This window comes from Bradyrhizobium sp. USDA 4341, from assembly GCF_054063755.1.
The window spans coordinates 3,635,664-3,658,439 of sequence record NZ_JBSSGO010000002.1 but is presented as its reverse complement, the minus strand read 5'-3'; the positions used below and the strand labels follow the sequence as shown (position 1 = coordinate 3,658,439).

Here is a 22,776-nt window from a genome sequence, read left to right as displayed (position 1 = left end):
GAAGAAACCTGATTCAAATCGACCTGTTGCAAAGATAGAGCCTTGTGATGACCGACACCGCTGTGACCGAACCGACCCCCGACCAAGCCACGCTGATCGCGCGGGTGCGGCGCATGATGCTGATCGCGGGCCTGACCTCGGCATTGGCCGTGGCCGTCGTGTTGATTGCCATCGGCTACCGCCTTTATCGCAGCGAGGGAAGCCCCGTTTCCGTATCCGATGTCACTGCTGCGCTGCCGAAGGGCGCCCGTATCGTCGCAACCGGCGTCGCCGGTGAACGGCTGGTCCTCACGCTTGATATAGGCGGTGCAACAGAGATCCGCACATTTGATGCAAAGACACTGAAACCTGCCGGCAGGCTGAGCTTCGTCAACGAGCCCTGATCGAAGCAATCGCGAAGCGGCGCGGTCGATCAACCAAAAGCTGCAGCGTATTTTTTGCGCATGCGTTCGCGCATCGAGAATGTGTGCCGCCATCTTTTCGGCCGAGTTGCACGCTCAGCTTGCGCCATGTCGGAGTCCAACCCCAGCGCTTCCGTCGAACAGAGAGTTGAGTCCGATGCATCGGGTTCGTTCGCGGACCCGACGCGTCGCGCGGTGTTGACCGCGCTTGCGGGCTGCGCCTGTCTCGCCGCGATCGAACCCGCAGCCGCCGACGATGAAGACCAGCCCGGCGCCAGTGAGCGACCGCAAAAAGCCGACGTGCTGGTGCGCGCCGAAGGCGACAAGGCCGGCCAGGTCATCAAGTCGGATGATCTGAAACTCGGCGGACCGCCCATTCGCGCCTGGCCGCAGGACCCGAAGACCTCGGTCGTCCGCAAGGGCTCGCGGCTCAACGAGGTCGTGCTCGTCAAGCTCGATCCGAGCGAACTCGACGATGCCACGCGCGCCCGCGCGCCTGACGGCATCGTCTGCTACTCGGTCATCTGCACGCATGCCGGATGTCCGATCACTGCCTGGTTGAAGGAAGAGCAGGGCGACAAGAACGTTCTGAAATGCCTCTGTCACAACTCCGAATACGATCCGCGGCAGAATGCGCAGGTCGTGTTCGGGCCGGCGCCACGTCGCCTCGCGGCCTTGCCGCTGACGGTTGCCGACGGCGCGATCACGGTCGCCGCGCCATTCGTCGGGAAGGTGGGTGCTCAGCAAGGAGGATGAGGCCACACCGGGATTTCTGCATGACCTAAGCTGAAAAAACAAAACAGAGCAGGGAGGTAGCATCTCATGACAAGCAAGCAGTGGTTACTGTCGAGTTGTGTCGCATTCACGTGCCTCATTTCGACCTACGCCGTCGCGGGGCCGATTGAAAACTACAGTTCGGTGACCTCAGCGCGTCTCGAAAATCCCGAACCCGGCAACTGGATGCTGTATCGCCGGACCTATGACGGACAGGGGTACAGTCCGCTCAACCAGATCAACACCTCCAACGTCAAGGACCTTAAGCCGGTCTGGACTTTCTCGACCGGCGTCATCGAGGGCCATGAGGCGCCGCCGATCGTCAACAATGGCGTGATGTTCGCCGCGACCCCGATGGGGCAGGTGATCGCGCTCAACGCCAAGACCGGCGAGGAATACTGGCGCTACAAGCGGCAGCTTCCCGACGATCTGTTCCAGCTGCATCCGACCAGCCGCGGCGTCGGCCTGTGGCAGGACAAGGTCTACTTCGCTACCACCGACGACCATGTCGTCGCGCTCGACGCCAAGACCGGCAAGGTGGTCTGGGACACCAAGGTCCAGGACTACAAGAAGGGGCAGTACCTGACGCTGATGCCGCTGGTGGTTGACGGCAAGGTGATCGTCGGCGGCTCCGGCGGTGAGTTCGGCGTGCGCGGCTATGTCGTCGCCTACGATGCCGAGAGCGGCAAGGAGCTCTGGCGCACCTTCACCATCCCCGGCGAAGGCGAGCCCGGGCACGAGACCTGGAGCGGCGACGACTGGAAGTCGGGCGGTGGATCGGCCTGGATGACCGGCACCTACGACAAGGACAACAAGACGATCCTCTGGGGCGTCGGCAACGCTGCGCCATGGCCAGGCTCGGCTCATGCCGGCGACAACCTCTACACCAGCTCGGTGCTCGGCCTCGATCCCGAGACGGGCCAGATCAAGAAGCACTTCCAGTATCACCAGAACGATTCCTGGGACTGGGACGAGGTCGATGCGCCGATGCTGGTCGACCTGCAGCGTGACGGACGCTCGTTCAAGAGCCTGATCCACCCGGGACGCGACGCGATCTTCTGGGTGCTCGAGAACAAGCCCGACAAGATCAACTACGTGTCCGGCTGGCCGTTCGTGAAGACCAATGTCTGGAAGGGCATCGAGGCCGAGACCGGCCGGCCGATCGTCGATCCCGAGCACAAGCCGGTGATCGGCAAGCGGGTCGAGTTCTGCCCATCGCTGTGGGGCGGCAAGGATTGGCCGTCGGCGGCGTACAGCCAGAGCACCAAGCTCGTCTACGTTCCCGCCAACGAGAACTTCTGCGGCGGCTTCACGGGCGAGAAGCAGCCCTTGGTTCCCGGCCAGCTCTGGCTCGGCACCAAGCCGGAGGACATCGGGCTAACGCCGGCACCGAACGCCGATCATTTCGGCGAGTTGCAGGCGTGGGATCCGGCCACCGGCAAGAAGGTCTGGCAGCACGACTTCAAGACGTCGCAGCTGTTCGGCTCGGTGACGGCGACCGCGGGCGACCTGGTTCTCGCTGGCGGCACCAATGACCGGATGTTCCGCATCTTCAACGCCAAGACCGGCGAGCTGTTGTGGCAGCAGAAGACCAACTCCGGCATCATGGCGATGCCGATGTCCTATGAGGTCGATGGGACGCAGTACATCGCGGTCCAGTCGGGCTGGGGCGTCGACGCGCAGCGCATCCAGGACGCGCTCGCCGGCAAGGTTGCGGGCTTCGAGAACAACGTGCCGCAAGGCGGCGTGATCTGGGTGTTCGCGCTCGACAAGAAGTAAGGCACGCGATCGGAGCTTCGGTTCTATTGAATCAGAACCGAAGCTCCAGAAAGCGCTTCTCACCGATAGGGGGCGATGCGATCGGGAAGCGGCGGTTGGGGAGACCGCCGCTTCCCGGTCCGCTTTGGCTTTCAGCATGATCCTTCCGGATCATGCGCTACTTGCCCTTGGTATCGACCTTCTGCTTCTCGTCCTCGTTCATCTTCTTGATCGTGGGATCACGGGTGGCCTCGCCTGTGGTTTGGCCGGTGGTCGAGGGTGGACCGCTGCTCGGAACCGAGGTCTGGTCGGGCAGCACTTTCGCTGGACGCGTCGCGGTCGTGCTTGGCGGCGAGGCAGTTTGCGCAAACGCTGCCTGTGTCGCAAAAAGCAAGACGCCCGCGGACAAGATCGCCGCGAGCGTCTGGAATTTTCGAGGTGGGGTTCTCATCGATCTGCTCCTCTAAAGCGCGATCTAGATCGCGCTTTAGCTGATTTGCTGGGGCATGATCTTCTCGGAAAACCGCTTCGCACTTTTCCGGATCATGCCTCGGATCGATGAGAACGGCCCGCTTCAGCTAACGTTCCTGCCTCAGGTCTCCAGCTGCTTGCCGATCGGAAGCGCGCGGATGCGCTTTCCGGTGGCGGCAAAGATCGCGTTGCTCAGGGCCGGTGCGAACGGCGGCACGCCGGGTTCACCGACGCCGCTCGGCGGGGTGTCTGCCCCGGGCGGCACGATGTAGACGTTGGTGATTGCAGGCGACTCGTCGATCCGGATCACCGGGAAGTCGTCGAAATTGCTCTGCTGCACCTTGCCGTCCTTGAAGCTGATCTCGCCATATTTGGCGAGGCTCAGCCCCATGATCGCGGCGCCTTCGATCTGCGAGGCGATCCGCTCCGGGTTGACGTAGGTGCCGCAATCGATCGCGGTGTCGACCCGCGGCACCGTGAGCTTGCCCTTGTCGTCAACCGCCACCTCGACGATGGTCGCGATGTAGCTGACGAAGGAACGATGCACGGCGATGCCGAGACCATGGCCTTTCGGCACGCTACGGCCCCACTCGCCCTTCTCGGCGACCAGTTCGACCACCTTGCGCAGCCGCGCGGTGTCGATCGGGTAGCTGTCATAGGGCTCGCCGTAGTTCCAGGGATCCTTCACCGAGGACAGGTTCACGATCCGCGGGCTTCCGATCAGTTCCAGCAGCATGTCCTTCTGGTCGCGGCCCGTCGCATGCGCGATTTCCCCGACCATGGATTGCACCGCGAAGGCGCGCGGGATGTTGGACACCGAACGGAACCAGCCGATCCGCGTGAACGCGGCCGCTTCCGGATTCTCGCACTGCAAATTGGCGATCTCGAACGGGTTGTCGATCAGGCCCATGCCGAGCTCGAACGGCGCTTCGTGATTGGCGCCGGCGGCGAAGGTCGAGGCGATGGTCGGCGCCACGCTGCGGTGCCGCCACGCGATCACCTTGCCGCTCTTGTCGAGGCCGGCCTCGATCCGTTCCACGGAGACCGTGTGCAGGAAGTCGTGATGCACGTCGTCCTCACGGGTCCACTGCACCTTGACCGGCGCGCCGAGTTCCTTCGACAGCAAGGCCGCCTCGAGCGCGAAGTCGCATTTCGACTTGCGGCCGAAGCCGCCGCCGAGCAGCGTCACGTTGACGGTGACATTGTCCTCGGGGATTCCGAGCGTCTTGGCGACATCCTCGCGGGTGCCGCCGGGGCTCTGCACCGGCGCCCAGATCTCGGCCTTGTCGCCCTTGACGTCGGCAACCGCGACCGGCGGCTCCATGCTGACATGGGCGAGATGCGGCAGGTAATATTCGCCGACGATCACCTTGTCGGCACTCTTCAGCGCCGCATCGACGTCGCCTTCCTTGCGCACGATGAGCCCGGGCTTGCGCGCGGCTTCCTCGAGCGAGGCACGATAGGTGACGGAATCGTACTTGGCGTTGGCGCCGTCATCCCAGACGATCTTCAGCTGGTCGCGGCCCTTGATCGCGGCACCGGTGTTGCGTGCGATCACGGCCACGCCGCCGAGCGGTTGGAACTTGGACGGCCAGGGCCAGCCCTTGACTTCCATCACCTTCTCGACGCCGGGCACTTTCATCGCCGCGCTGTCATCGAACGACTTGACCTTGCCGCCGGTGACCGGCGGGCGGGCGATGACCGCATATTTCAGGCCGGGCAGGCGGGTATCGGCGCCGTAATGCGCCTTGCCGGTGGTGATGTCGTGCAGGTCGACGATCGAGACCTGGCCCTTGCCGAGATAGCGGAAGTCCTTCGGATCCTTCAGCTTGAGGCCTTCAATGCTCGGCACCGACTCCTTGGCGGCATCGGCGGCGAGATCGCCGAAGCCGATCTTGCGGCCACTTGAGCTGTGCACAACCTCATGGTTCTGCGCCTTCACCTCGGTCACCGGCACGCCCCATTTCTTGGCGGCGGCGGCTTCCAGCATTGAACGCGCGGAGGCGCCGATCTGGCGCATCGGGATCAGGTAGTGCCGCGTGCTGCGCGAGCCGTCGGTATCCTGGTTGCCGAACTTGACCTCGTCGCCATGCGCCTGCTGGACATGGACGCGGGACCAGTCGGCCTCCATTTCCTCGGCGACGATCAAAGGCAGGCTGGTGCGGACGCCGGTGCCCATCTCGGCGCGGTGCGCCAGGATGGTGACGACGCCATCGGGGGCGATCGCGACGAACACGCGCGGATCGACCACGACGCCGTGCGGCATCTTGCCCGCGCCGGTCTCATAGGCGAACGCCTGGCGCGTCATCACGGGCGCAGCGAGCACGAAGCTGCCGGCGATGCCGAGACCCTTGAGGATGCTGCGGCGCGAGACGTTCTCGACCTTCACGTGCTTCTCGAAGCCGCGAAGCTTGCCAGAATTGGTGGGTATGTTGGTGCGGATGTTCATGTCACACTCCCGTCGATGCGAGATGGACGGCATTCTCGATCCGCTGGTAGCAGCCGCAGCGGCAGATGTTGCCCGACATGGCTTCGCGGATCTGGTCGTGGTTGGGCTTCGGGTTCTGGTCCAGCAGCGCCGCGGCCTGCATGATCTGGCCGGCCTGGCAGTAGCCGCACTGCGGAACATTGACCTGGCGCCACGCCTTCTGCACCGGATGGTCGCCGGTTGGGTGCAGCCCCTCGATGGTGGTGACCTCGCGGCCGGCGACGTCGGAGACCGAGGTGATGCAGGCGCGCACCGCTTCCTTGTCGATGATCACGGTGCAGGCGCCGCACAGGGCCTGGCCGCAGCCGAACTTGGTGCCGGTGAGGCCGGCTTCGTCACGCAGATACCACAGCAGCGAAAGATCCGGGTCGCCATCCCAATTCTGTTCCTGGCCGTTGATTTTTAGTTTGATCATGGTCTGTCCTCGCTCTGCTTAAGCTATTGACCGGTGCGGGCAGGGCGGAACGTCTTCCATGGCCTGCGGCCGCGTTGATGTTTGTTTTTGCCAAGATATTCGTGAGCCAAATTGTCGTGCCTGCGGGCTTGCGCTTTGTTCCAAGCACTCCTCTCGCGTCTCGAGCGCCTTGCCCGGCGCAGCATGGTGAAGAGCTGCGATGTTAGCAGAGGCAGGCGCCGGGTGACTTCACAGGCAGGTGTTTTGCATTTCCGTTTGGCGAAAGCAGGGCCGTGCGCGATGCAGGGATGACATCCGGAGGTGGCCATCATGCGCGCGGCGCGGCCGCATCGCTGGTCCGTGCGCTGAGGCCCCGCAGGCGCAAGGGGCTTTCCGGGGCCGCTCCCGTGCCGAAATCGCCGGCACGGCATGGTAAGCATGGATGACAAAATCCCCGCCGCAACGCACAAGCCATCTTGCGGCAGGCCGATTTCAAGGCTATTGCCTTCCCCCTCAACGCTCCCTTCGTCTAGCGGTTAGGACGCGGCCCTCTCAAGGCTGAAACAGGGGTTCGATTCCCCTAGGGAGCGCCAGCAAACTCAGGCACTTAGGTAGCCACCAGCCGCGTTCGTTGAATAATGGTTGAATAAGACGCTGGTGAACAGCGGCGAACGCTTGGGGAATTTGCTGCCGACAGTAGCAGACTAGCCTCGGCGCGATGCCTCACTGTGGCTAGCGCATTCGCGAAAAATTTCCTCGTCGCCCTTGGTGTCCGAAAATATTCAAACCGCCGCTGACGTGCGCTGTCGTACGCGAGCGCCCTCGGATGTTCGCATTGACGTTGCTCGTCGCACAATCGACCCTTGTCCTGTCGAGCTTTGTGCGAATAGGAGGGTCACGTGAGATACAATCGACGAGAGAAAACTGGCGGACAACAGTCACAAGTCAGTCTATCCGCTCCGAAAGCCGCAGAACCGAGGACGATGCCATTCGCCCAACGGCTCACCTGCACAATTGGCGATGCATGCGAAGTGACCGGCTTGGGGCGCACGAAGCTTTACGAGTTGATAGCAGCTCGGCGTATCGCCACGACAACGATTGGACGTCGGCGACTAGTCGTGGTGCGCTCACTACTGGCGTCACTCGCGGCGCCTGAGTTGGGATCCCGCAAGCTCTACGCCAATCTTGGCCGAGCCGTTGGCTTGGGCGATGACAACGGCTTCTTCCTGATCTGGAATCCGGGAGACTAGCTCAAGATTTTGGGCTCTCGCGCTTCGCGCGGGAGCCCTTTCTCCAAGCTCCAGGCAGACGCTATCGACTGTCGTTGCCAGTAGCTCGGATGGATTGTTCTGCATGATGACGCGCTCTGCGCGCGGGTGCAGCGCAAGAGCATCGGCGGCGGAAATACCGCAAGAGCATCCAAGCCGGCCAAGAACCACGCAAGGCCGCAAGCGGTCAAAAGGAAATGCTCATGCCGATCGCCTGCAAGAAGCCTGCAAAGGAGGCTGCGGCAAAGAAGCCGGGCCGCAAGGCCGCAGCGGAAGTCAGCTTGGGCCGTCCTGCCGATCGCGGTTCACATCCGCCAGCAATCCGGGGCGGGTGGAGAAGAAGCGCTTCCCAACGCCCGGATTCAAATCAATGACGCGAAGGCCAAGCGTGCAATGAGGGCCAGTTTCGTCAAACTAGGTCATGGTACTCTCGGTCTGGGCGCACGCGGCAATGACCGCACCCGGTCGCAGCGTTCTTTGAACCAACGCCTGGCGAAGGAAAACCGCTGTTTGCTCACGAGAGGGCAGTGGCGTAGCCCAGCGTAGAAATCGGCGGGCTCGCACTCTCATTAGTGGGGGCCACGCTATCTCGTCGAAGCAGCGTTTGGCTGGTGACTTCGGCGCACCTGTTGGTCACGCAAATTACCCATGCGTTCGCGTCAGCGATCACTGACTCACGTGCTATGCTACCGCTGACATCGCGTATTCTCCGTCAATTGTGTCAGCGCTCGGCAAAGGCCGGTCTGCCATCGTGAGCGCCGGAACGTCTCGCGCTCCAGCGCGAAATCGGGGAGAGATGGCGCGCGTCGATGGCGCGATCGAACTCCACTTCTGACAGCGCATATCCCCCTTGACGTTTGACGAATGTCTGGCGCAGAGCGTGGGTCATTTCACGGTTCGATGCGGTGGGACAATAAAGCAAGGAATAGTCGAGATGGATGACATTCGAGTCGTGCTCGTACGTCGCGAAGTAGTGGCCGGCCTCCGCATCTGCTCCACACCTGGCGACAACAACCCTGCGAACCTCGAGGGGGAGACGATCAATCCGCTCGGCGCTCCAGGGAGGATCGCGAGGAGCGACTGGAGCGGCAGTTGTTCCGAATGACCATCCCAACGCGATAGCGGCAGCAAGCAAGGACGTTGCCGTTCTCATTTTCGAAGCAACTTGCTTCGATCGGGCCATTGCCGCGGCTGACAACGTGGATGGCTTGACGCATGGCTGGATGGCCTCCAGGAGGTAACCCTCGATGCTGTGAAGCTGCACTCTCTTGCACGTGTGAACATAGGGATCCTCTAACGACATGTTCGGATGCCGCAGAGTTGGCAGGACTACCTGACGTCTACCTGAACGGATCGCCTGCGCTCAGCCTTCGGGAATCAGCCAGCGTCACGGTTACGTTATTCAGTTGAATGCGAGAGCATCGGACAGCGCCAGTTTGGCCTACCAACGGCCGTTGGCTCTCCGTCATTCTCCATCAGAGATAACCACGAAGGCCCTTGCAGGCGGCGCTCGTTACGCAGGATCGCCACTGACCTAGGTGAGTCCCGTGGCTCAACTCCGCGCGACCCACGCCTCATTGGCTGTTCCGAAAAGCGCGATAGGTCGCGCCATACGATGTAACAGACCCCTCTCGCGAGCCACTATGTCGTGATCGACCGGGATTCGTCTTTTCAGTTTTGACGCCGCCTCCCGCTTCCGAAGGTTGGAGCAAGATCGCTACAATTAGAGCAATAGACCCTAAGTGTCCCCCAAGCAGACCATACATCTCCGTCGCACCCGGCTTCTCGCAAACGCAACTCCGTCAACAACCGGCGTTGCGAACGCAAGAGCCGTTGCCGCGAAGAGCGGCAGCGCTGCCGGGGATCTCAATGTCTCGCAATACAGGAGCAATCCATGGCCAAGCGCCCTACACTCACCACCGACAGCGGCATGCCGGTTTCCGACAACCAGAACAGCATCACGGCGGGGCCACGCGGCCCGTTGCTGATGCAGGACTTCGTTCTATTCGAGAAGCTCGCCCACCAGAACCGTGAGCGTATTCCCGAACGCGGCCAGCACGCCAAGGGCTCGGCTGCCTATGGCACGCTGACCGTCACTCACGACATCTCGAAATACACCAAAGCCAAGGTGTTGCAGAAGGGCGCAAAAACCGAAGCGTTCCTGCGCTTCTCGACGGTAGCGGGCGAGCGCGGTGCCGCGGACGCAGAGCGTGACGTGCGCGGCTTCGCGCTGCGCCTCTATACCGAGGAAGGCAATTGGGACATGGTCGGCAACAATACGCCGATATTCTTCGTGCGCGACGCGCTGAAGTTCCCGGACTTCATCCACACGCAGAAGCGGCACCCGAGGACCAACATGCGCTCGCCGACCGCGATGTGGGATTTCTGGTCCCTGTCACCGGAGAGCCTGCACCAAGTGACCATCCTCATGTCGGATCGCGGCCTGCCGCAGAGTTATCGCAACATCGACGGCTTCGGCTCGCATACCTACTCATTCATCAATGCCAGGAACGAACGCCATTGGGTTAAATTCCACTTCAAGACCATGCAGGGCATCAGGAACTGGACGAACGCCGAAGCCGCCGAGAAGGTCGCTTATGATCGCGAGACCCATCAGCGTGACCTGTTCGAATCGATCGAAAGGGGCGATTTCCCGAAGTGGAAGTTCTCCGTCCAGATCATGCCGGAGAACGATGTCGACAAGCACTGGTACAACCCGTTCGACCTTACCAAAGTCTGGCCGCACAAGGATTACCCGCTGATCGAAGTCGGCATCCTCGAGCTGAACCGCAATCCGCAGAATTATTTCGCCGAAGTCGAACAGGCCGCGCTTTCGCCCGCCAATATCGTGCCCGGCATCGGCCACTCGCCGGACAAGATGCTGCAGGCGCGCATTTTCTCCTATGCCGACGCACACCGCTATCGCGTCGGCGTCAATGCGGATCAGCTTCCCGTCAACAGGCCGCGCTGTCCCGTCCATACCTACAACGTCGACGGCACCATGCGGCTCGCAGGCAATCCCAATCCTGATGCCTATTACGAGCCAAACTCGTTCAACGGCCCGGTGCAGGACGAGCGCTTCCGCGAGCCGCCGCTGAAAATCTCCGGCGATGCCGACCGCTACAATCACCGCGACGGCAACGACGACTATCGTCAGCCCGGCGACCTGTTCCGGCTCATGACCGCCGCCCAGAATGAGCAGCTCTTCCAGAATTACAAGGCGGCGATGCAAGGCGTTCCGATCGAGATCGTCAAGCGGCAGATCGCCCACTGCTACAGGGCCGATCCCGAATACGGCGCCGGCGTCGCGAAGGCGATGGGCATCGATTTCAAACCGCAGACCATCGCGGCGGAGTAGGTCGCTCGCTTCACCTGCCGGCGGCGCTCCCTGCGCCGTCGGCCATCCCCAAGACCAACGGTTCTTTCCCGGCGCGAACCTGATCGCGCCGGGCGGTCAACCTCACTCTGGAGTCAACGATGTCCAACCGGATTGCACCAAAACTCCTTGCGGAGTTCATCGGCACCTTCGCGCTAATATTCATCGGCGCCGGCGCCGGGGCCGTGGTCGGCGATGGTGTCGGCCTGCCCGGTCTCGCCGCGATCGCCTTCGCTCACGGATTGACCGTCATGGTCTTCGCCTTCGCTTACGGCTCGGTGTCGGGCGGCCATTTCAACCCATCCGTTACTGTGGGTGTGCTCGCCGCCGGCGCCATGCGTGTCGGCGAGGCGGCTGGTTATATTGTCAGCCAGCTCGTTGGCGGTATTGTCGGCGCGCTCCTGTTGCGGGCCGTATTGGGCGGTGCCGAGACCGGCCTTGGTACGCCCGCGCTCGCGCACAATGTCGCTTTGGGTGCCACGACCCTCACGGTCACGGCTTGGGCCGGCTTCGTGATCGAGGCCACCCTCGCCTTCTTCCTGGTCACTGTCGTGCTCAGCACCGCGGTGGCGGGCCGCGCCGGCGTCCTCGCGCCGTTGGCGATCGGGATGACCCTGACCCTCAACATCATCATGGGTGGTGCGCTCACAGGCGCGGCCTTCAATCCGGCGCGGGCGCTTGGCCCAATGGTCGCGACCGGCAATTTCAACGACGCCTGGTTGTACCTGACAGCCCCGATCGTCGGCGCCATCGTTGCTGCCATTCTACACACGGGCCTCGCCCGGCTCGTCCACGAACGGATGCCGTCAGCCAGCGCCGCCCGGACGCCCGCCGAATGAGTCTCGTTTCGAGACGCGTGTTTCGAAGATCAGAGGAAATCGCGCCTGCTGCCGATCGGCAGCAGGCAGATCGCTACGTCCTTCGACGATGTCGTTCGCGAGCTGCGTCACGCGCCACAAAGGGCGGCCTAGTCGGTGTGTGATATCACACGGCGTCCGCAACCCCGATCGCCTTAATCGAGACGGCGACGGTAATAGCTCGGAGTTTCGCCGGTCAGCTTGTGAAACGCGCTGGTGAATGTGCTGGTATCGCTGAAGCCGACCTCAAGCGCAATCGCCGTGACCGATCGTTCGCGATTCGCCAATAGCTGCTTGGCCCGTTCGATTCGGCGGGTCGCGTGATATCGGTGCGGCGGTAGGCCGAACGAACGTTTGAACGAGCGGGAGAAATGATATCGACTAAGCCGCGCCAGCTCGGCCAGCGTCGCGAGCGGAATATCGTCGGCGACATGCTCCTCGACATAAGCAGCGACCCGCTTCTGTTGCCAGGAAGCAAGGCCGCCACGACTGACCGGCTGGTGGGGTTCCGTGTCGCCGTTGAAGCGAACGAGCTCATGCGTCAGCACGATGCCGAGAGCTTCGGCGTATTGCCGATGCGTCGTGCCCGCGTTCTCGATCACTGACTTGAGTTTGAGAGCGGTTTGCCAGAGATCGCGATCGTAAAAGAACAGGCGCGGCTTGAATTCGATCTCCTCAAACCGCAGCGCGGGATCGGCGAGCGGTCCGCTCGGATCAATGTAGAAGTAGGTTGTGTGCGTCAATGCGCGCGGTCTCTGCCATCCGCGGAAGACGTGCCCGGCGGGAACGAAAGTCAGCTTGTGCGTGAAATCGCGCAAGGTCGACCGCGGCAGGCCTTCAACAAAGGACTCCCCATCGTAGCGCTCGGCGATTTCTGCCGCAATGAGCAGGTGCCATGGAGCCCGGAATCCATATTCAAACTGGGTATGCCGCATGATCTGGACCGTCTCCCCGCGAAGGCCCGACCAGATCGTGGAACGGCGCTTGGCGATCTCAGGCGGGGAAATATTCACGAGTGGACTTGGGAGAGGTGGAAAGTTCGATTCGGCGGAACTGGCCATTATTCGATCTCCACTCGCTTGATACCCGTTTGACTCCGGGCGTTGTCGGTAGGTCGGGCGCGACCCGATCGGCAATCCCGGCCTGCATGTGACCGACGATCCGGAGCGAAGGAACAGGCAGCCAAACATGGCAACCTCGCCTTCGCCTCGGTCTCGGTTGGGCAAAATCGCACGCGCTCCATACCGGCCCAGCGCCGATGACCAAATGCAATCGGCAGTTCATGCAGGCGATACCTTGGGACAGCCTGTCCATCGGAGGGACTTCACGCTGGTTCAGGGAAAATGAGGCGAGCCTCAAAGCCGCCGCCGCGCCCCATGACGGGAGAAATAAGCGTTAGGCTGCCGCCGATCTGCTTCATGACGCTATCGACGATAGCGAGCCCAAGACCACCTCCGGCGCCGACCGAGCATCCACGAACGAAGGGATTCTTCAGGGTATCGAGGATCTCCGATGGAATGACGGCACCGCCGTTCAGCAGGCGAATCTGCCGGTCGTGGCTAACGACGAGCTCGATTGGCTCATCGGGGGCACCGTAACGAACCGCATTCTCGATGAGGTTGCGAAGCGTGATGCCGATGATGTCCAGTTCGCCCTGCACGATGAACTCGTCCGGACCTTCCGCGGTGACCACCAGCCTGTCCCTGACGTCTTCGCGCCGGCGAAACTCGTCGACGAGGATCTGCACGACCGTCATGATGTCGACGCGTTCCCGCAGCATCCCGACGCCCGCGCCGCTGCGCGACAGTTGCAGCAACTTCTCGGCAAGGCTGCTGAGCCCCTTGATCTGGACGACGATGCGGGCCGAGCGTTCGGCGTGCGGCGTTCCGGCGAGTTGGGCCGACAGCAATTGCATCTGGGCCAGCACGGCGGCAATCGGCGTCCGCAACTCGTGGGCGCTGTTCGCCGCGAACTGGCGCTCAGTCGCCAGAGCGCGCTCCAGCCGTTCAAGGAGCCGGTTGACCGCTGCCTGAATCGGCGCGAGCTCGGTCGGTAGCCCCATGTCAGGGATTTGCGACAGATTAGAGCCGTCGCGACGGCTGATCTCAACCCGCAGCTGATCCAGCGATCGCATGCTCCGAAAGACCGCCCAGCGGATCAGGAACCACAACAACGGCAGGAACAGCAGCAGTGGCCCGACGGTCAACGCAGTTGCGCGCCACAGCGACTCGGCACGGTGCGCCCTGGGCTCTGCAACCTCGATGAAATAGCCATCGGCGGCGGCGGGCTGCGCATAGACGCGATACTGCGGCGTGTCGTGGAATCCGGCCTGACGCGGCACCGGAAACGGTGTCTCAGGCGCATTCTCCGAGCGCATCGCGATTTCGCCCGTCGGTCCGACGATCTGATAGGCGAGGGCCCGTGGATCCATCGTGGCAACCAATTGCTTCGCCATTTGCTGCATGGCCTCCGGCTGCCGCACGGCCTCGTAGGTGGCCGGCAAAAGCCGCTGCGCGACCTCCTCGATCGCATCGTCGAGTCGTTCGTTGATCTCAAACACCGTGAGCGTGCCTGCGGCCACGCTGCCGAGGACCCACAGGGCTGCCATCGAGGACGCCAGCAGCCAGATCAGGCGCGAAACAAGGCTTCCGTGCGCCATGTTTTCACTCTCCCAGGCGGTAGCCGAGACCGCGCACCGTGCGGATGAAATCTCGCCCGAGCTTGCGGCGGACGCGGCTGACATAGACCTCGATGGTGTTGCTCTCGATCTCCTCGCCAAAGGCATAGAGCGCATCCTCGATCTGCTCTTTCGATACGATCGACTGTCGCCGCCGTCCGAGCACTTCGACCACGGCCCATTCGCGCGCGCTGAGTTCGACGGGCCGCCCATCCAATCGCGCGACTTTGAGCTCCCACTCCAATTCAACCGGGCCGATCTGAAGGATCGACGCCGCCTTTCCGAAATATCGGCGGCTGACGGCCTCCAAACGTGCATTCACTTCGTCGAGGTCGAACGGCTTGACGATGTAATCGTCGGCGCCCGCTTTCAACCCCTCGATCCGGTCACTGACAAGGTCGCGCGCGGTGAGGATGACAACTGGCAGCGCGTCACCACGGCGGCGAAGTTTGCGCAGGAAATCGAGGCCGCGCCCGTCGGGCAGGTGCAGATCAAGCAGCAGCGCGTCATAGGAGACCGTGCGTACCGCGTGCTCCGCCGGCTCCAGCCGCTCGAACCAGTCGACCGCATGTCCCGCCGCTCGAACGTGCTCCTGCACGGCCGATCCAAGGTGCGGTTCGTCTTCCACCAGCAAGACTCTCATGGGTTCACCCGTCGTCATCAAGCGTAGGTGCAGGGAAAAGCTGAAGCCAACCTGAACGCCACTGAGAGTAGGCTTCAGGCCGGCGTCAGGAAAGCTCGTTAGCGAACCCTGGCGTGAAAACATTCTCGGCAAGGAAAGGAGCAACTGCCATGAGGAGCACTGTTTTGAGCTGGTTCGGAATGTTGGCCGTGGTTGTCACCGTCTTCGCGACTATGGCGCACGCTGCCAAGACCGATCCAGCAAATGTAGCCGTTCAAGCCCATATAAGAGCATACGGCGTTGTTCACGGGATCGTTATTCCACCATTCAACGGATAATCCGCGGCGGTGACTTTCCGCCGCCGATTACTGTCAGTCGAACCGGGTGCTCAATCAGGCCGCCTCTGGAAAGGTTGCTCTGTGTAGCCTGTGCCGGCCGATCCCGATGCAGGTCTTCCCTACAGCTGCCGTACTGCGCATCCACTTTGCCAAACACCATTTCCGCGCTCGGGCAAGGGGTCGGCTCAGAACGAGGCTCGATCTCAGGTGCATGAAGCGCCTCAGCGCGCGGAACCGCGCTGAGGTCAACGGTCGTGGTTCAACGTATCAGGGCACGCGAAAATTTCCCGCGAATGATCAGCCGCACACCTGGACCTGGCGCGTGCGCCAGCCGTGAGTGGTGTGCACGCGCCGGTCTACGACGTGGCAGGTGCCGTTGTCGTAATACGAATCGTCGTAGCTGTAGGGATAGTCGTAGTATGCATAGTCATCATAGTAGCCGTAGGGATAGAACCCATAGCCCCGCCCATAGCGGTGGTGATCGAAGTCGTGATCGTGACCTCCCCGAACGACGGGGCCGGGGCCAAAGCCGCGGAAGCCGCCACCATTGCGGACGACGGCGGGGCCAGGGCCAAAGGCATGGACGCCGCCGTTAAATCCGCCGCCGCGGAAGCCTCCACCAGCAAAGCCACCGCCGTGGAAGCCACCACCGCCAAAGCCGCCACCGCCACCGTGGCCGCCACCACCACCGCCTCCGCCACGTGCCAGCGCCATGGTTGGCGCGGCCAGGCCAACGGCTGCAACAGCCAACGCGATCATTGCCTTTCGCAACATCTCATTCTCCATTCAAGATTTAGCACTCAGCACAAACCCGCAGATGGCGACTGTTCTGGAGCATTGCGATGAGCATCGGCATGACGGCGGCTCAACTCGACGCGAGCCTGTCGTGAATTGCTGTGGCCGACTTGGTTCGATCCCACCAGTTGCTGGGAGCGCAGTTCGGGCTGCACAGCGTCTTCGCAAAGGCGCGTTTGGAGAAAGCTGAAGCCAGCCTGAACGTCACTGCAAATGGGCTTCAGGCCCGTGTCAGAAAAGCCCGCTAGCGATACGACCAACGGTTTTCGTCGGAGCGGGAAAATGATGCATGCACGCCTGTTACAAACAGCCCACGTTATCGCGATTGATGGGGCGGACTCTGGTCATGGCCCATCGCCTCTTCGTCGGACATTGCCGCTTGTGAGGCTCCGTCTGCTTCTCGGTGTCGCGACGGTCGCTATCGCCTTGGCTGCGGGATTTGCGGCGGGCCGCTCGTTGCCGTCTGCCTCGATCGCGGCGCCCGTGAGCATCCCGGCGGCAGCTGCTGCCGATCCGGATCTGCCAGCCACGATTACTCTCTCCGAGTCGAAGCTTGCGAACCTGCAACTGCAGATCGAAGAGGCGAAGTCCGGTCCGCTGGTTCATGCCGTGTCGGCGACGGGCAGCGTCGGCTACGATCAGCTCCATGTCGCGCGCATCAGGCCCGTGGCACGCGGCCGGATCGAATCGCTCGATGTAAACCCCGGCGATCGGGTCGTTGCAGGTCAACGGTTGGCGGTCCTCGACAATTTCGACCTCAGTGCCGCGCATAGCAGAGCTCTGAGTGCCGAGGCGGCGCTCGGTCAGGCACAAGCGCAACTCAAGGCGGCAAATGCCGCTTATGACCGCGCGACAAACCTTATTCGTAACGACCTCGTGACGCAGGCCGAGGTCGAGGCGCGGCGCGCCACCGTCGCCACCATGGAAGCCGACCTTCGTACCAAGCAAGCCGAGTTGCAGCAGTACCGGGAGGAAGAGGCGCGGCTCTTGCCGATGCGTGCCGACGCCACAGGCGCAAGCCTCTCCGGCGATCAGCCGACGTCCGGCTCGCGGGGCGCCATCGTCGCGCCATTCGCCGGCGTGGTTGATTCGGTCTCTGTTGCGAAAGGCGAGATCACCGATCCCGCGACGCCGATACTGACCGTGTCGGACCTCTCGACCGTTTGGGTCCAGGCCGATGTCGCCGAGAAAGATCTCGGCGCAGTCAAGGTGGGCGATGCCGTCGAGGTGAGAGTAAGCGCCTTTCCAGGTCGCGCCTTTACCGGCCGTGTCACCTACATCCCCGACCAGATCGAGACGACGACGGGAATGGCCAAGGTGCGCTGTGCGATCCCTAACCCGGACGGCGCGCTGCGTGTCAATATGTTCGCCAACGTCACTATCCTCTCGCCGCAGGGCGGCGACGCTGTCCTGGTTCCGAGCGAAAGCCTGCAGGACGTCAACGGGCAGAGCGTCGTGTTCATTCCGACAGGAGATCGCCAGTTCGCCTGGCGTGTGGTTCGTACCGGCCCGGTCGCAAACGGAAAGACCCAGATCACGAGCGGGCTTGCGGCTGGCACCGCAGTCGTCGGCGAGGGCAGTTATTGGCTGAAGGCGGCTCTGATGCAGTCCACCATTCCGGACCAGGGCTAGGGGAGACATTACCGTGATCAACAAGATCGTCGATGCCGCCCTCGGCAACCGCATGCTCGTCCTGATGCTGGTCGCAACTCTGGTCGCCGCCGGCCTCTTGAGCATGCAACGCCTGCCGTTTGACGCCGACCCGGACATCTCGCCGCTGCAGGTGCTGGTGACGACGCAGGCTCCGGGTTTGGCTCCCCCGGATGTGGAACGTTCGATCACCTTGCCAATCGAGCTGGCCTTGCAGGGTCTGCCGGGGATGACGAGCTACCGCTCGATCTCGCGCTACGGGCTTTCCGTCATCTATGTGAAATTCGCCGATGGCGGCGACATCCTGACCGACCGCACGCTGGTTGCGCAGCGGCTGAGCCAGACAACGCTGCCCGCAGAGGCGGGAACGCCGAGGCTCGGGCCGCTGTCCGACGGCCTCTCCGAAATTTACCAGTTCAGGGTCGAAGGCAAGAACTACTCGCTCATGCAGTTGCGCTCGATCCTGGATTGGCAGGTCGCGCCGCAGCTCAAGCTGGTCCCGGGCATCACCGAGGTCAACGTCAACGGCGGCGAACTCAAGACCTACGAGGTCCGGGTTTCCGAGAACGCGCTAACGCACTTTGGTCTGTCGATCGAGGACATCTACAACGCGGTGGCGCAGAACAACCGCGCCATCGGCGGCGCGACGCTCGCCCGCAACGGTGAGCAGGCGGTCGTCCGCGGCGAGGGGTTGCTGCAATCGATCGGCGACGTTGGCAACATCGTGCTGCGCACCGCAGCCGGCGGGGCGCCGCTTTACGTCAAGGACGTCGCAGAAGTTGTCGAGGCGCCGATGCCGCGGCTCGGCGCGGTGACCAGCCAGGGCGACGGCCAGGCGGTGGTTGGCGTCGCATTGATGACGCTGGGCGAGAACACGCGCGTGGTTGCCGAGCGGCTCGCCACAGGCGTGCAACAGATCAACAAGACGTTGCCGCCCGGCGTGAGCATCGTTCCCTATTACGATCGCGCCGACCTGATCGATCGCGTGCTACAGACCGTCGCGCACAACCTGGCCGAAGGGGCCTTTTTGGTCATCATTGTGCTGCTCGCATTGCTGGGCAATTTCCGCGCCGCCGTCATCGTGGCGCTGGCCATCCCGCTCTCGATGCTTGCCGCCGTCACGGCCATGTATTTCACCGGCCTTTCGGGCAACCTGATGAGCCTCGGCGCCATCGATTTCGGCCTGCTGGTCGACGGCGCGGTGGTGATGATCGAGAACATCGTGCGCCGTCGCGCGGAGGCGCCATCTCTCCCGGCCGAGCAGGTGGTGCGCGAGGCCGCGCACGACGTGGCGCGCCCTGTTGCCTTTGCGGTCGCGATCATCACCTTGATCTATCTGCCGATCCTCAGCCTGCAGGGCGTCGAGGGCAAGATGTTCCGCCCGATGGCGCTTACCGTGATGTTCGCGCTGGCCGCCTCGCTGGCGCTGACGCTCACGCTGATGCCGGTGCTCGCGTCTTTCTTCCTGCGCAGGCCGGTCGCCGAGCGGGACAGCCGCATCATCGGTGTGGCCAGGAGCGGTTACGCGCCGGTGCTCGCGAGGGCGATGCGCCATCCCGCAATCACCATCCTTGTGGCGATCGCGATGCTGGGCAGCGCCCTGGTGGTCGGCTCCCGTCTCGGCGCTGAGTTCCTGCCGCGCCTGGAGGAAGGCGCGCTCACTGTCACCACCACCAAGCTGCCCGGCATCTCGCTCGAATCCGCGATCGCCACCCAAACGATGGTGGAGAAGACGCTCAAGACATTCCCCGAGGTCGAGACCGTCACCACGCTCGGTGGCAGTTCAGAGATTCCGACAGACCCGATGGGGGTCGAGCAAAGCGACACGTTCATCATTCTCAAGCCAAAATCGCAATGGCGCACCGCGCCAACCGAGGCCGGACTGATCGAAGCGTACAAGCAGGCTCTGGATCAGAGCGTTCCCGGCATTACGCAAAGCTGGGCGCAACCGATCGAGATGCGCATGGACGATCTCTTGCAGGGAGTGATGGCCGACCTCGCGATCGTCATCCGCGGGACCGACACGGCAACCCTCCGCGACCTCGCCGACCAGGTTGCGCGCGTGGTCTCGGCCGTTCCTGGGGCGGCCGACGTGCAGGCAAAACAGACGGTCGGGCAGCCGTATCTCCGCGTCATCGTCGATCGTGCCGAGATCGCGCGCCGCGGCTTCAATGCGACCCAGGTGCTCGACCTCGTCGAAGCGCTGGGCGGACGCACCGTCGGCACCATGAAAGATGGCGACGAGCGGTACAATATCCGCGTCCGGCTCGCGCCGCGCGACCGCGACAGCATCGACCATATCCGGGCGCTGCGCGTGAACAACGGCGCCGGCGTCTCAGTTGCCCTCGGCGATCTGGCCGACATCCGCTGGGAGCCCGGCCCGGCCCAGATCGAGCGCGAGGAAGGCAGGCGTGTTGTCAAGGTGCAGGCCAATGTGCGCGCGCGGCCGCTCGCCAACTTCGTGGCCGACGCGCAGCAGGCGGTTGCGGCCCAGGTCCGCCTGCCGCCCGGCTATGCGATCTCATGGGGCGGTAGCTTCCAGGACCTGCAGCAAGGCATGGCACGGCTGTCCGTCGTGGTACCCGCGGCGCTCGCCGTCATCTTCCTGCTGCTCTATCTGATGTTCGACAGCGCCCGGCTTGCGACGCTGATCTTTTTCAACGTGCCGTTTGCGGCGGTGGGCGGAATTTTCGCGCTCGCACTGCGCGGCATGCCATTCAGCATTTCGGCCGCGGTCGGCTTCATCGCACTGTTCGGCATCGCCATTCTGAATGGCGTCGTGATGGTGAGCTACATGGAGGAACGTCGCGGGGAAGGGCTCACTGCCGCAGTCGCGGCTTGGCAGGCTGCGATGACGCGGCTCCGCCCGGTTTTGATGACGGCGACCGTTGCCAGCCTCGGCTTCCTGCCAATGGCACTTTCGACGAATTCCGGCGCCGAAGTGCAGCGGCCGCTCGCCACCGTCGTCATCGGTGGCCTGATTAGCGCGACGGTGCTCACCTTGCTGGTGCTCCCGGCGCTCTATCCCTGGTTCTGCCGAATCCGCCGCCCCGTCAGCGCGACCGCACACGATGCCTCCCACGCGCCGCAGCCGGCGGAGTGAACTTGCACCAATTTGAAACCGAGACTTGTCATGGAAAAAATCTCTGACCCGACCGAGCGTGACATGCCGACCAGCGCCATTGCTTCCGAAGAAGACGGGCGCATCGACATGTGCTTCGCAGAGAACCTCGCCGAGCGCTATCGGGGTGTGTAACGGCGTGGGGTCGGGGCGCCGATTGGTGCCGCAAGCTCCTGAAGCCTCTTTGTATCGGAGGGCTCAACGACTGGCGCCGCGGGAGATATCGTGTGGCGCATCCGACACGATTCGAGCGCGTGACCTTTGCCTTCGGACGGCAACGGTTCTGCGTCGGCAGGACATCCTGCGATCGACGAGCTTGGCCCCGAAAGTACATTTGAGCTGCTGCACGAAAGAGCCCGTTCTTCAACGCCAGAGCCCCCACTGCTAGGGTCGATGGCGGCGGGGATTATGTCGCAATTTGAGATGGTTGCAGGTCCACGATTTGAACCTACTCGTCGACCAACCAGCCGGCGACGGATCGCCCACGAACGGCGGTTTTGGCGGACTATCGAGACTTGACGTTCCGAGTCAGGCTGCCCGCCGGTAAGAAAACAGGGCTTCCAAAATAGTGGGTTTCGCGATGTAGCGGACCCCCGCTACCATGCGTGATCCACTATTCTCGAAAGTGGGTTTTGGAGCGGCATGCCGTCGGCTCCACAGCAAATCCGTAGCGCGCCTATCCTGGCCAAGCGCACAATCCGGCGGTGTGCATTTGGACATGATGTGCCGCGGGTGCAAGACTCGGCTCGCAACTGAACCCGGGCTATCTGGCTCGCGCCGAAAGCTGTAGCCCAAAGAGGGGAAACCCGGCGACGGCGCGAAAAGATGATGAAGCAAACGTGAGTTGGGTACGGACAACCGGGTGCCTACGTCTTGGCCCAACGGTTCACCGCCGGAGAATTGAATGCGCACGTTTCTGGGCGCGATGGTCGCGCTGCTGATGGGCGGCAGCTGTCAGGCGCAAGTCTCAACCATGGGCACGACCGCAATGGGATTGCCGACGACACCCGGCGCAATCGTGTCGTCTCAACTGACGGGACCGAGCCCGTTTACCAGCCTGTTTTCTGCCGCGACCGTTCCCGGAGCGCCGGCCACCACGCTGGCGTCCCCTCCGCTGGCAGACGATCCGACCATTCCCGGAACCAGCCTGAACTGCTCGCCCGCCACGGCGGAGCTGTCGCCGTCCGTCATGACCGTGACCCCCGCAAGTCCCAGCGTGTCGGAAACCACGATCGTTACGATGAGCCCAACCGGAGGCACGCTCCCAACGATTCCAGGGGTGAGTGCGCCCACGACGAGCACAAGTTCCGCGCCGACGTTGCCGACGGCCATGCCGGTAGCCATTCTGGGCTCGATCACAGGCAGCACGACAGGGACTATCGCGCCGGCACCTGCGCTTGGAAGCTCGATGCCCGGAAGCTCGTGCACATCCGCGCCCGGAAATGCACTGGCCGATGCTGCCGCTTTGCCAACCTCCACGCCCGATATCCCAACCGGCCCTTCGACCGGAACCATTCAGTCGCCAACAGCCGACTTCGACACGACCCACACCAGCATCAGCCCGGCACCAGGCACGATGCCGACGCCGAACACGGCCGCGTGCAGCGAAAGCGTGTCGATGAATCTTGCCACCCCCGCCACGATGGCACCCTCCAGCACCCCGGGCGCTGCGGCGACACCGGGTGCGGCGCTGCCTTCCGGCTGTTAGTCGAGCTCGCGCGGGGAGGCGACCCGCGCTCGATCCGAGTGTCACGATCTCGTGTTTCCGTGTCGGTACACCGAGCAA

General features: G+C 63.0%; 19 protein-coding genes and 1 tRNA gene. 10 read left to right on the top strand and 10 right to left on the bottom strand.

What is annotated here, in order from left to right:
- Positions 1 to 47: 47 nt before the first annotated feature.
- From ACVIGB_RS23300 to ACVIGB_RS23290, 3 genes are all read left to right on the top strand, one after another.
- Complete coding sequence (locus ACVIGB_RS23300) at positions 48 to 383, top strand: hypothetical protein (RefSeq protein WP_456720868.1); 336 nt, start codon at positions 48 to 50, stop codon at positions 381 to 383.
- 126 nt (positions 384 to 509) lie between these two features.
- On the top strand, positions 510 to 1,157 hold the full coding sequence (locus ACVIGB_RS23295; RefSeq protein WP_092124181.1) for a QcrA and Rieske domain-containing protein: 648 nt from the start codon (positions 510 to 512) through the stop codon (positions 1,155 to 1,157).
- A gap of 66 nt (positions 1,158 to 1,223) precedes the next feature.
- The gene (locus ACVIGB_RS23290; protein ID WP_092124182.1) at positions 1,224 to 2,954 is read left to right on the top strand and encodes a methanol/ethanol family PQQ-dependent dehydrogenase; all 1,731 of its coding nucleotides are present in this window, start codon (positions 1,224 to 1,226) and stop codon (positions 2,952 to 2,954) included.
- 157 nt (positions 2,955 to 3,111) lie between these two features.
- Here the strand turns inward: ACVIGB_RS23290 and ACVIGB_RS23285 are convergent, their stop codons facing one another.
- From ACVIGB_RS23285 to ACVIGB_RS23275, 3 genes are all read right to left on the bottom strand, one after another.
- Entirely contained in the window at positions 3,112 to 3,384 is a 273-nt protein-coding gene (locus ACVIGB_RS23285; protein ID WP_456720869.1) for a hypothetical protein, read from the bottom strand.
- A gap of 141 nt (positions 3,385 to 3,525) precedes the next feature.
- Positions 3,526 to 5,853: a molybdopterin cofactor-binding domain-containing protein gene (locus ACVIGB_RS23280; protein ID WP_456720870.1), complete on the bottom strand. Its 2,328-nt coding sequence runs from the start codon at positions 5,851 to 5,853 to the stop codon at positions 3,526 to 3,528.
- 1 nt (position 5,854) lies between these two features.
- On the bottom strand, positions 5,855 to 6,307 hold the full coding sequence (locus tag ACVIGB_RS23275) for a (2Fe-2S)-binding protein (protein ID WP_092124185.1): 453 nt from the start codon (positions 6,305 to 6,307) through the stop codon (positions 5,855 to 5,857).
- A 497-nt stretch (positions 6,308 to 6,804) separates the two neighbouring features.
- On the opposite strand from ACVIGB_RS23275, the gene ACVIGB_RS23270 reads away from it, so the two are divergent.
- Both ACVIGB_RS23270 and ACVIGB_RS23265 read left to right on the top strand, forming a co-directional pair.
- A tRNA-Glu gene (locus ACVIGB_RS23270) sits at positions 6,805 to 6,879 on the top strand.
- Positions 6,880 to 7,269: 390 nt separating this feature from the next.
- Positions 7,270 to 7,536 (top strand): helix-turn-helix domain-containing protein, encoded by a 267-nt coding sequence (locus tag ACVIGB_RS23265; protein WP_456720871.1) that lies wholly within the window; start codon positions 7,270 to 7,272, stop codon positions 7,534 to 7,536.
- Between the two features lie 739 nt (positions 7,537 to 8,275).
- On the opposite strand, the gene ACVIGB_RS23260 is transcribed toward ACVIGB_RS23265, so the two are convergent.
- Positions 8,276 to 8,443, bottom strand: coding sequence for a hypothetical protein (locus ACVIGB_RS23260; protein WP_456720872.1), 168 nt, complete (start codon positions 8,441 to 8,443; stop codon positions 8,276 to 8,278).
- Between the two features lie 1,005 nt (positions 8,444 to 9,448).
- Between ACVIGB_RS23260 and ACVIGB_RS23255 the strand changes: the two genes are divergently transcribed.
- Together ACVIGB_RS23255 and ACVIGB_RS23250 are read left to right on the top strand one after the other, a co-directional pair.
- Positions 9,449 to 10,912, top strand: a complete 1,464-nt coding sequence (locus ACVIGB_RS23255; RefSeq protein ID WP_456720873.1) for a catalase — start codon at positions 9,449 to 9,451, stop codon at positions 10,910 to 10,912.
- Between the two features lie 119 nt (positions 10,913 to 11,031).
- Positions 11,032 to 11,769, top strand: a complete 738-nt coding sequence (locus ACVIGB_RS23250) for an MIP/aquaporin family protein (protein ID WP_456720874.1) — start codon at positions 11,032 to 11,034, stop codon at positions 11,767 to 11,769.
- A gap of 173 nt (positions 11,770 to 11,942) precedes the next feature.
- Here the strand turns inward: ACVIGB_RS23250 and ACVIGB_RS23245 are convergent, their stop codons facing one another.
- The 4 genes from ACVIGB_RS23245 to ACVIGB_RS23230 all read right to left on the bottom strand — a co-directional run bounded on the left by ACVIGB_RS23245 (position 11,943) and on the right by ACVIGB_RS23230 (position 16,198).
- A complete protein-coding gene (locus tag ACVIGB_RS23245) occupies positions 11,943 to 12,848 on the bottom strand; it encodes a helix-turn-helix domain-containing protein (RefSeq protein WP_456720875.1) in 906 nt (301 codons plus the stop codon).
- Positions 12,849 to 13,111: 263 nt separating this feature from the next.
- Positions 13,112 to 14,446 (bottom strand): ATP-binding protein, encoded by a 1,335-nt coding sequence (locus ACVIGB_RS23240; RefSeq protein ID WP_092124303.1) that lies wholly within the window; start codon positions 14,444 to 14,446, stop codon positions 13,112 to 13,114.
- A gap of 4 nt (positions 14,447 to 14,450) precedes the next feature.
- A complete protein-coding gene (locus ACVIGB_RS23235; protein ID WP_456725094.1) occupies positions 14,451 to 15,107 on the bottom strand; it encodes a response regulator in 657 nt (218 codons plus the stop codon).
- A gap of 614 nt (positions 15,108 to 15,721) precedes the next feature.
- Complete coding sequence (locus tag ACVIGB_RS23230) at positions 15,722 to 16,198, bottom strand: hypothetical protein (protein WP_456720876.1); 477 nt, start codon at positions 16,196 to 16,198, stop codon at positions 15,722 to 15,724.
- 402 nt (positions 16,199 to 16,600) lie between these two features.
- On the opposite strand from ACVIGB_RS23230, the gene ACVIGB_RS23225 reads away from it, so the two are divergent.
- Genes ACVIGB_RS23225 through ACVIGB_RS23215 form a run of 3 tightly spaced genes read left to right on the top strand, consistent with a single transcriptional unit; the run spans position 16,601 to position 21,125 of the window.
- Positions 16,601 to 17,851, top strand: a complete 1,251-nt coding sequence (locus tag ACVIGB_RS23225) for an efflux RND transporter periplasmic adaptor subunit (protein ID WP_456720877.1) — start codon at positions 16,601 to 16,603, stop codon at positions 17,849 to 17,851.
- Between the two features lie 13 nt (positions 17,852 to 17,864).
- The gene (locus tag ACVIGB_RS23220; protein WP_456720878.1) at positions 17,865 to 20,972 is read left to right on the top strand and encodes an efflux RND transporter permease subunit; all 3,108 of its coding nucleotides are present in this window, start codon (positions 17,865 to 17,867) and stop codon (positions 20,970 to 20,972) included.
- Positions 20,973 to 21,002: 30 nt separating this feature from the next.
- Positions 21,003 to 21,125 (top strand): hypothetical protein, encoded by a 123-nt coding sequence (locus tag ACVIGB_RS23215; RefSeq protein WP_456720879.1) that lies wholly within the window; start codon positions 21,003 to 21,005, stop codon positions 21,123 to 21,125.
- Positions 21,126 to 22,016: 891 nt separating this feature from the next.
- Here ACVIGB_RS23215 and ACVIGB_RS23210 read toward each other — a convergent pair.
- Together ACVIGB_RS23210 and ACVIGB_RS23205 are read right to left on the bottom strand one after the other, a co-directional pair.
- On the bottom strand, positions 22,017 to 22,505 hold the full coding sequence (locus ACVIGB_RS23210) for a hypothetical protein (RefSeq protein WP_456720880.1): 489 nt from the start codon (positions 22,503 to 22,505) through the stop codon (positions 22,017 to 22,019).
- Positions 22,506 to 22,631, bottom strand: a complete 126-nt coding sequence (locus ACVIGB_RS23205) for a hypothetical protein (RefSeq protein WP_456720881.1) — start codon at positions 22,629 to 22,631, stop codon at positions 22,506 to 22,508.
- Positions 22,632 to 22,776 lie beyond the last annotated feature (145 nt).

What these genes read in the sequence shown, in the direction of transcription:
- ACVIGB_RS23300 (WP_456720868.1), top strand. Translation starts at nt 48, where the DNA reads ATGACCGACACCGCTGTGACCGAACCGACCCCCGACCAAGCCACGCTG.
- ACVIGB_RS23295 (WP_092124181.1), top strand. Translation starts at nt 510, where the DNA reads ATGTCGGAGTCCAACCCCAGCGCTTCCGTCGAACAGAGAGTTGAGTCC.
- ACVIGB_RS23290 (WP_092124182.1), top strand. Translation starts at nt 1,224, where the DNA reads ATGACAAGCAAGCAGTGGTTACTGTCGAGTTGTGTCGCATTCACGTGC.
- ACVIGB_RS23285 (WP_456720869.1), bottom strand. Translation starts at nt 3,384, where the DNA reads ATGAGAACCCCACCTCGAAAATTCCAGACGCTCGCGGCGATCTTGTCC.
- ACVIGB_RS23280 (WP_456720870.1), bottom strand. Translation starts at nt 5,853, where the DNA reads ATGAACATCCGCACCAACATACCCACCAATTCTGGCAAGCTTCGCGGC.
- ACVIGB_RS23275 (WP_092124185.1), bottom strand. Translation starts at nt 6,307, where the DNA reads ATGATCAAACTAAAAATCAACGGCCAGGAACAGAATTGGGATGGCGAC.
- ACVIGB_RS23265 (WP_456720871.1), top strand. Translation starts at nt 7,270, where the DNA reads ATGCCATTCGCCCAACGGCTCACCTGCACAATTGGCGATGCATGCGAA.
- ACVIGB_RS23260 (WP_456720872.1), bottom strand. Translation starts at nt 8,443, where the DNA reads ATGACCCACGCTCTGCGCCAGACATTCGTCAAACGTCAAGGGGGATAT.
- ACVIGB_RS23255 (WP_456720873.1), top strand. Translation starts at nt 9,449, where the DNA reads ATGGCCAAGCGCCCTACACTCACCACCGACAGCGGCATGCCGGTTTCC.
- ACVIGB_RS23250 (WP_456720874.1), top strand. Translation starts at nt 11,032, where the DNA reads ATGTCCAACCGGATTGCACCAAAACTCCTTGCGGAGTTCATCGGCACC.
- ACVIGB_RS23245 (WP_456720875.1), bottom strand. Translation starts at nt 12,848, where the DNA reads ATGGCCAGTTCCGCCGAATCGAACTTTCCACCTCTCCCAAGTCCACTC.
- ACVIGB_RS23240 (WP_092124303.1), bottom strand. Translation starts at nt 14,446, where the DNA reads ATGGCGCACGGAAGCCTTGTTTCGCGCCTGATCTGGCTGCTGGCGTCC.
- ACVIGB_RS23235 (WP_456725094.1), bottom strand. Translation starts at nt 15,107, where the DNA reads ATGAGAGTCTTGCTGGTGGAAGACGAACCGCACCTTGGATCGGCCGTG.
- ACVIGB_RS23230 (WP_456720876.1), bottom strand. Translation starts at nt 16,198, where the DNA reads ATGTTGCGAAAGGCAATGATCGCGTTGGCTGTTGCAGCCGTTGGCCTG.
- ACVIGB_RS23215 (WP_456720879.1), top strand. Translation starts at nt 21,003, where the DNA reads ATGGAAAAAATCTCTGACCCGACCGAGCGTGACATGCCGACCAGCGCC.
- ACVIGB_RS23210 (WP_456720880.1), bottom strand. Translation starts at nt 22,505, where the DNA reads ATGGTTCCGGTCGAAGGGCCGGTTGGGATATCGGGCGTGGAGGTTGGC.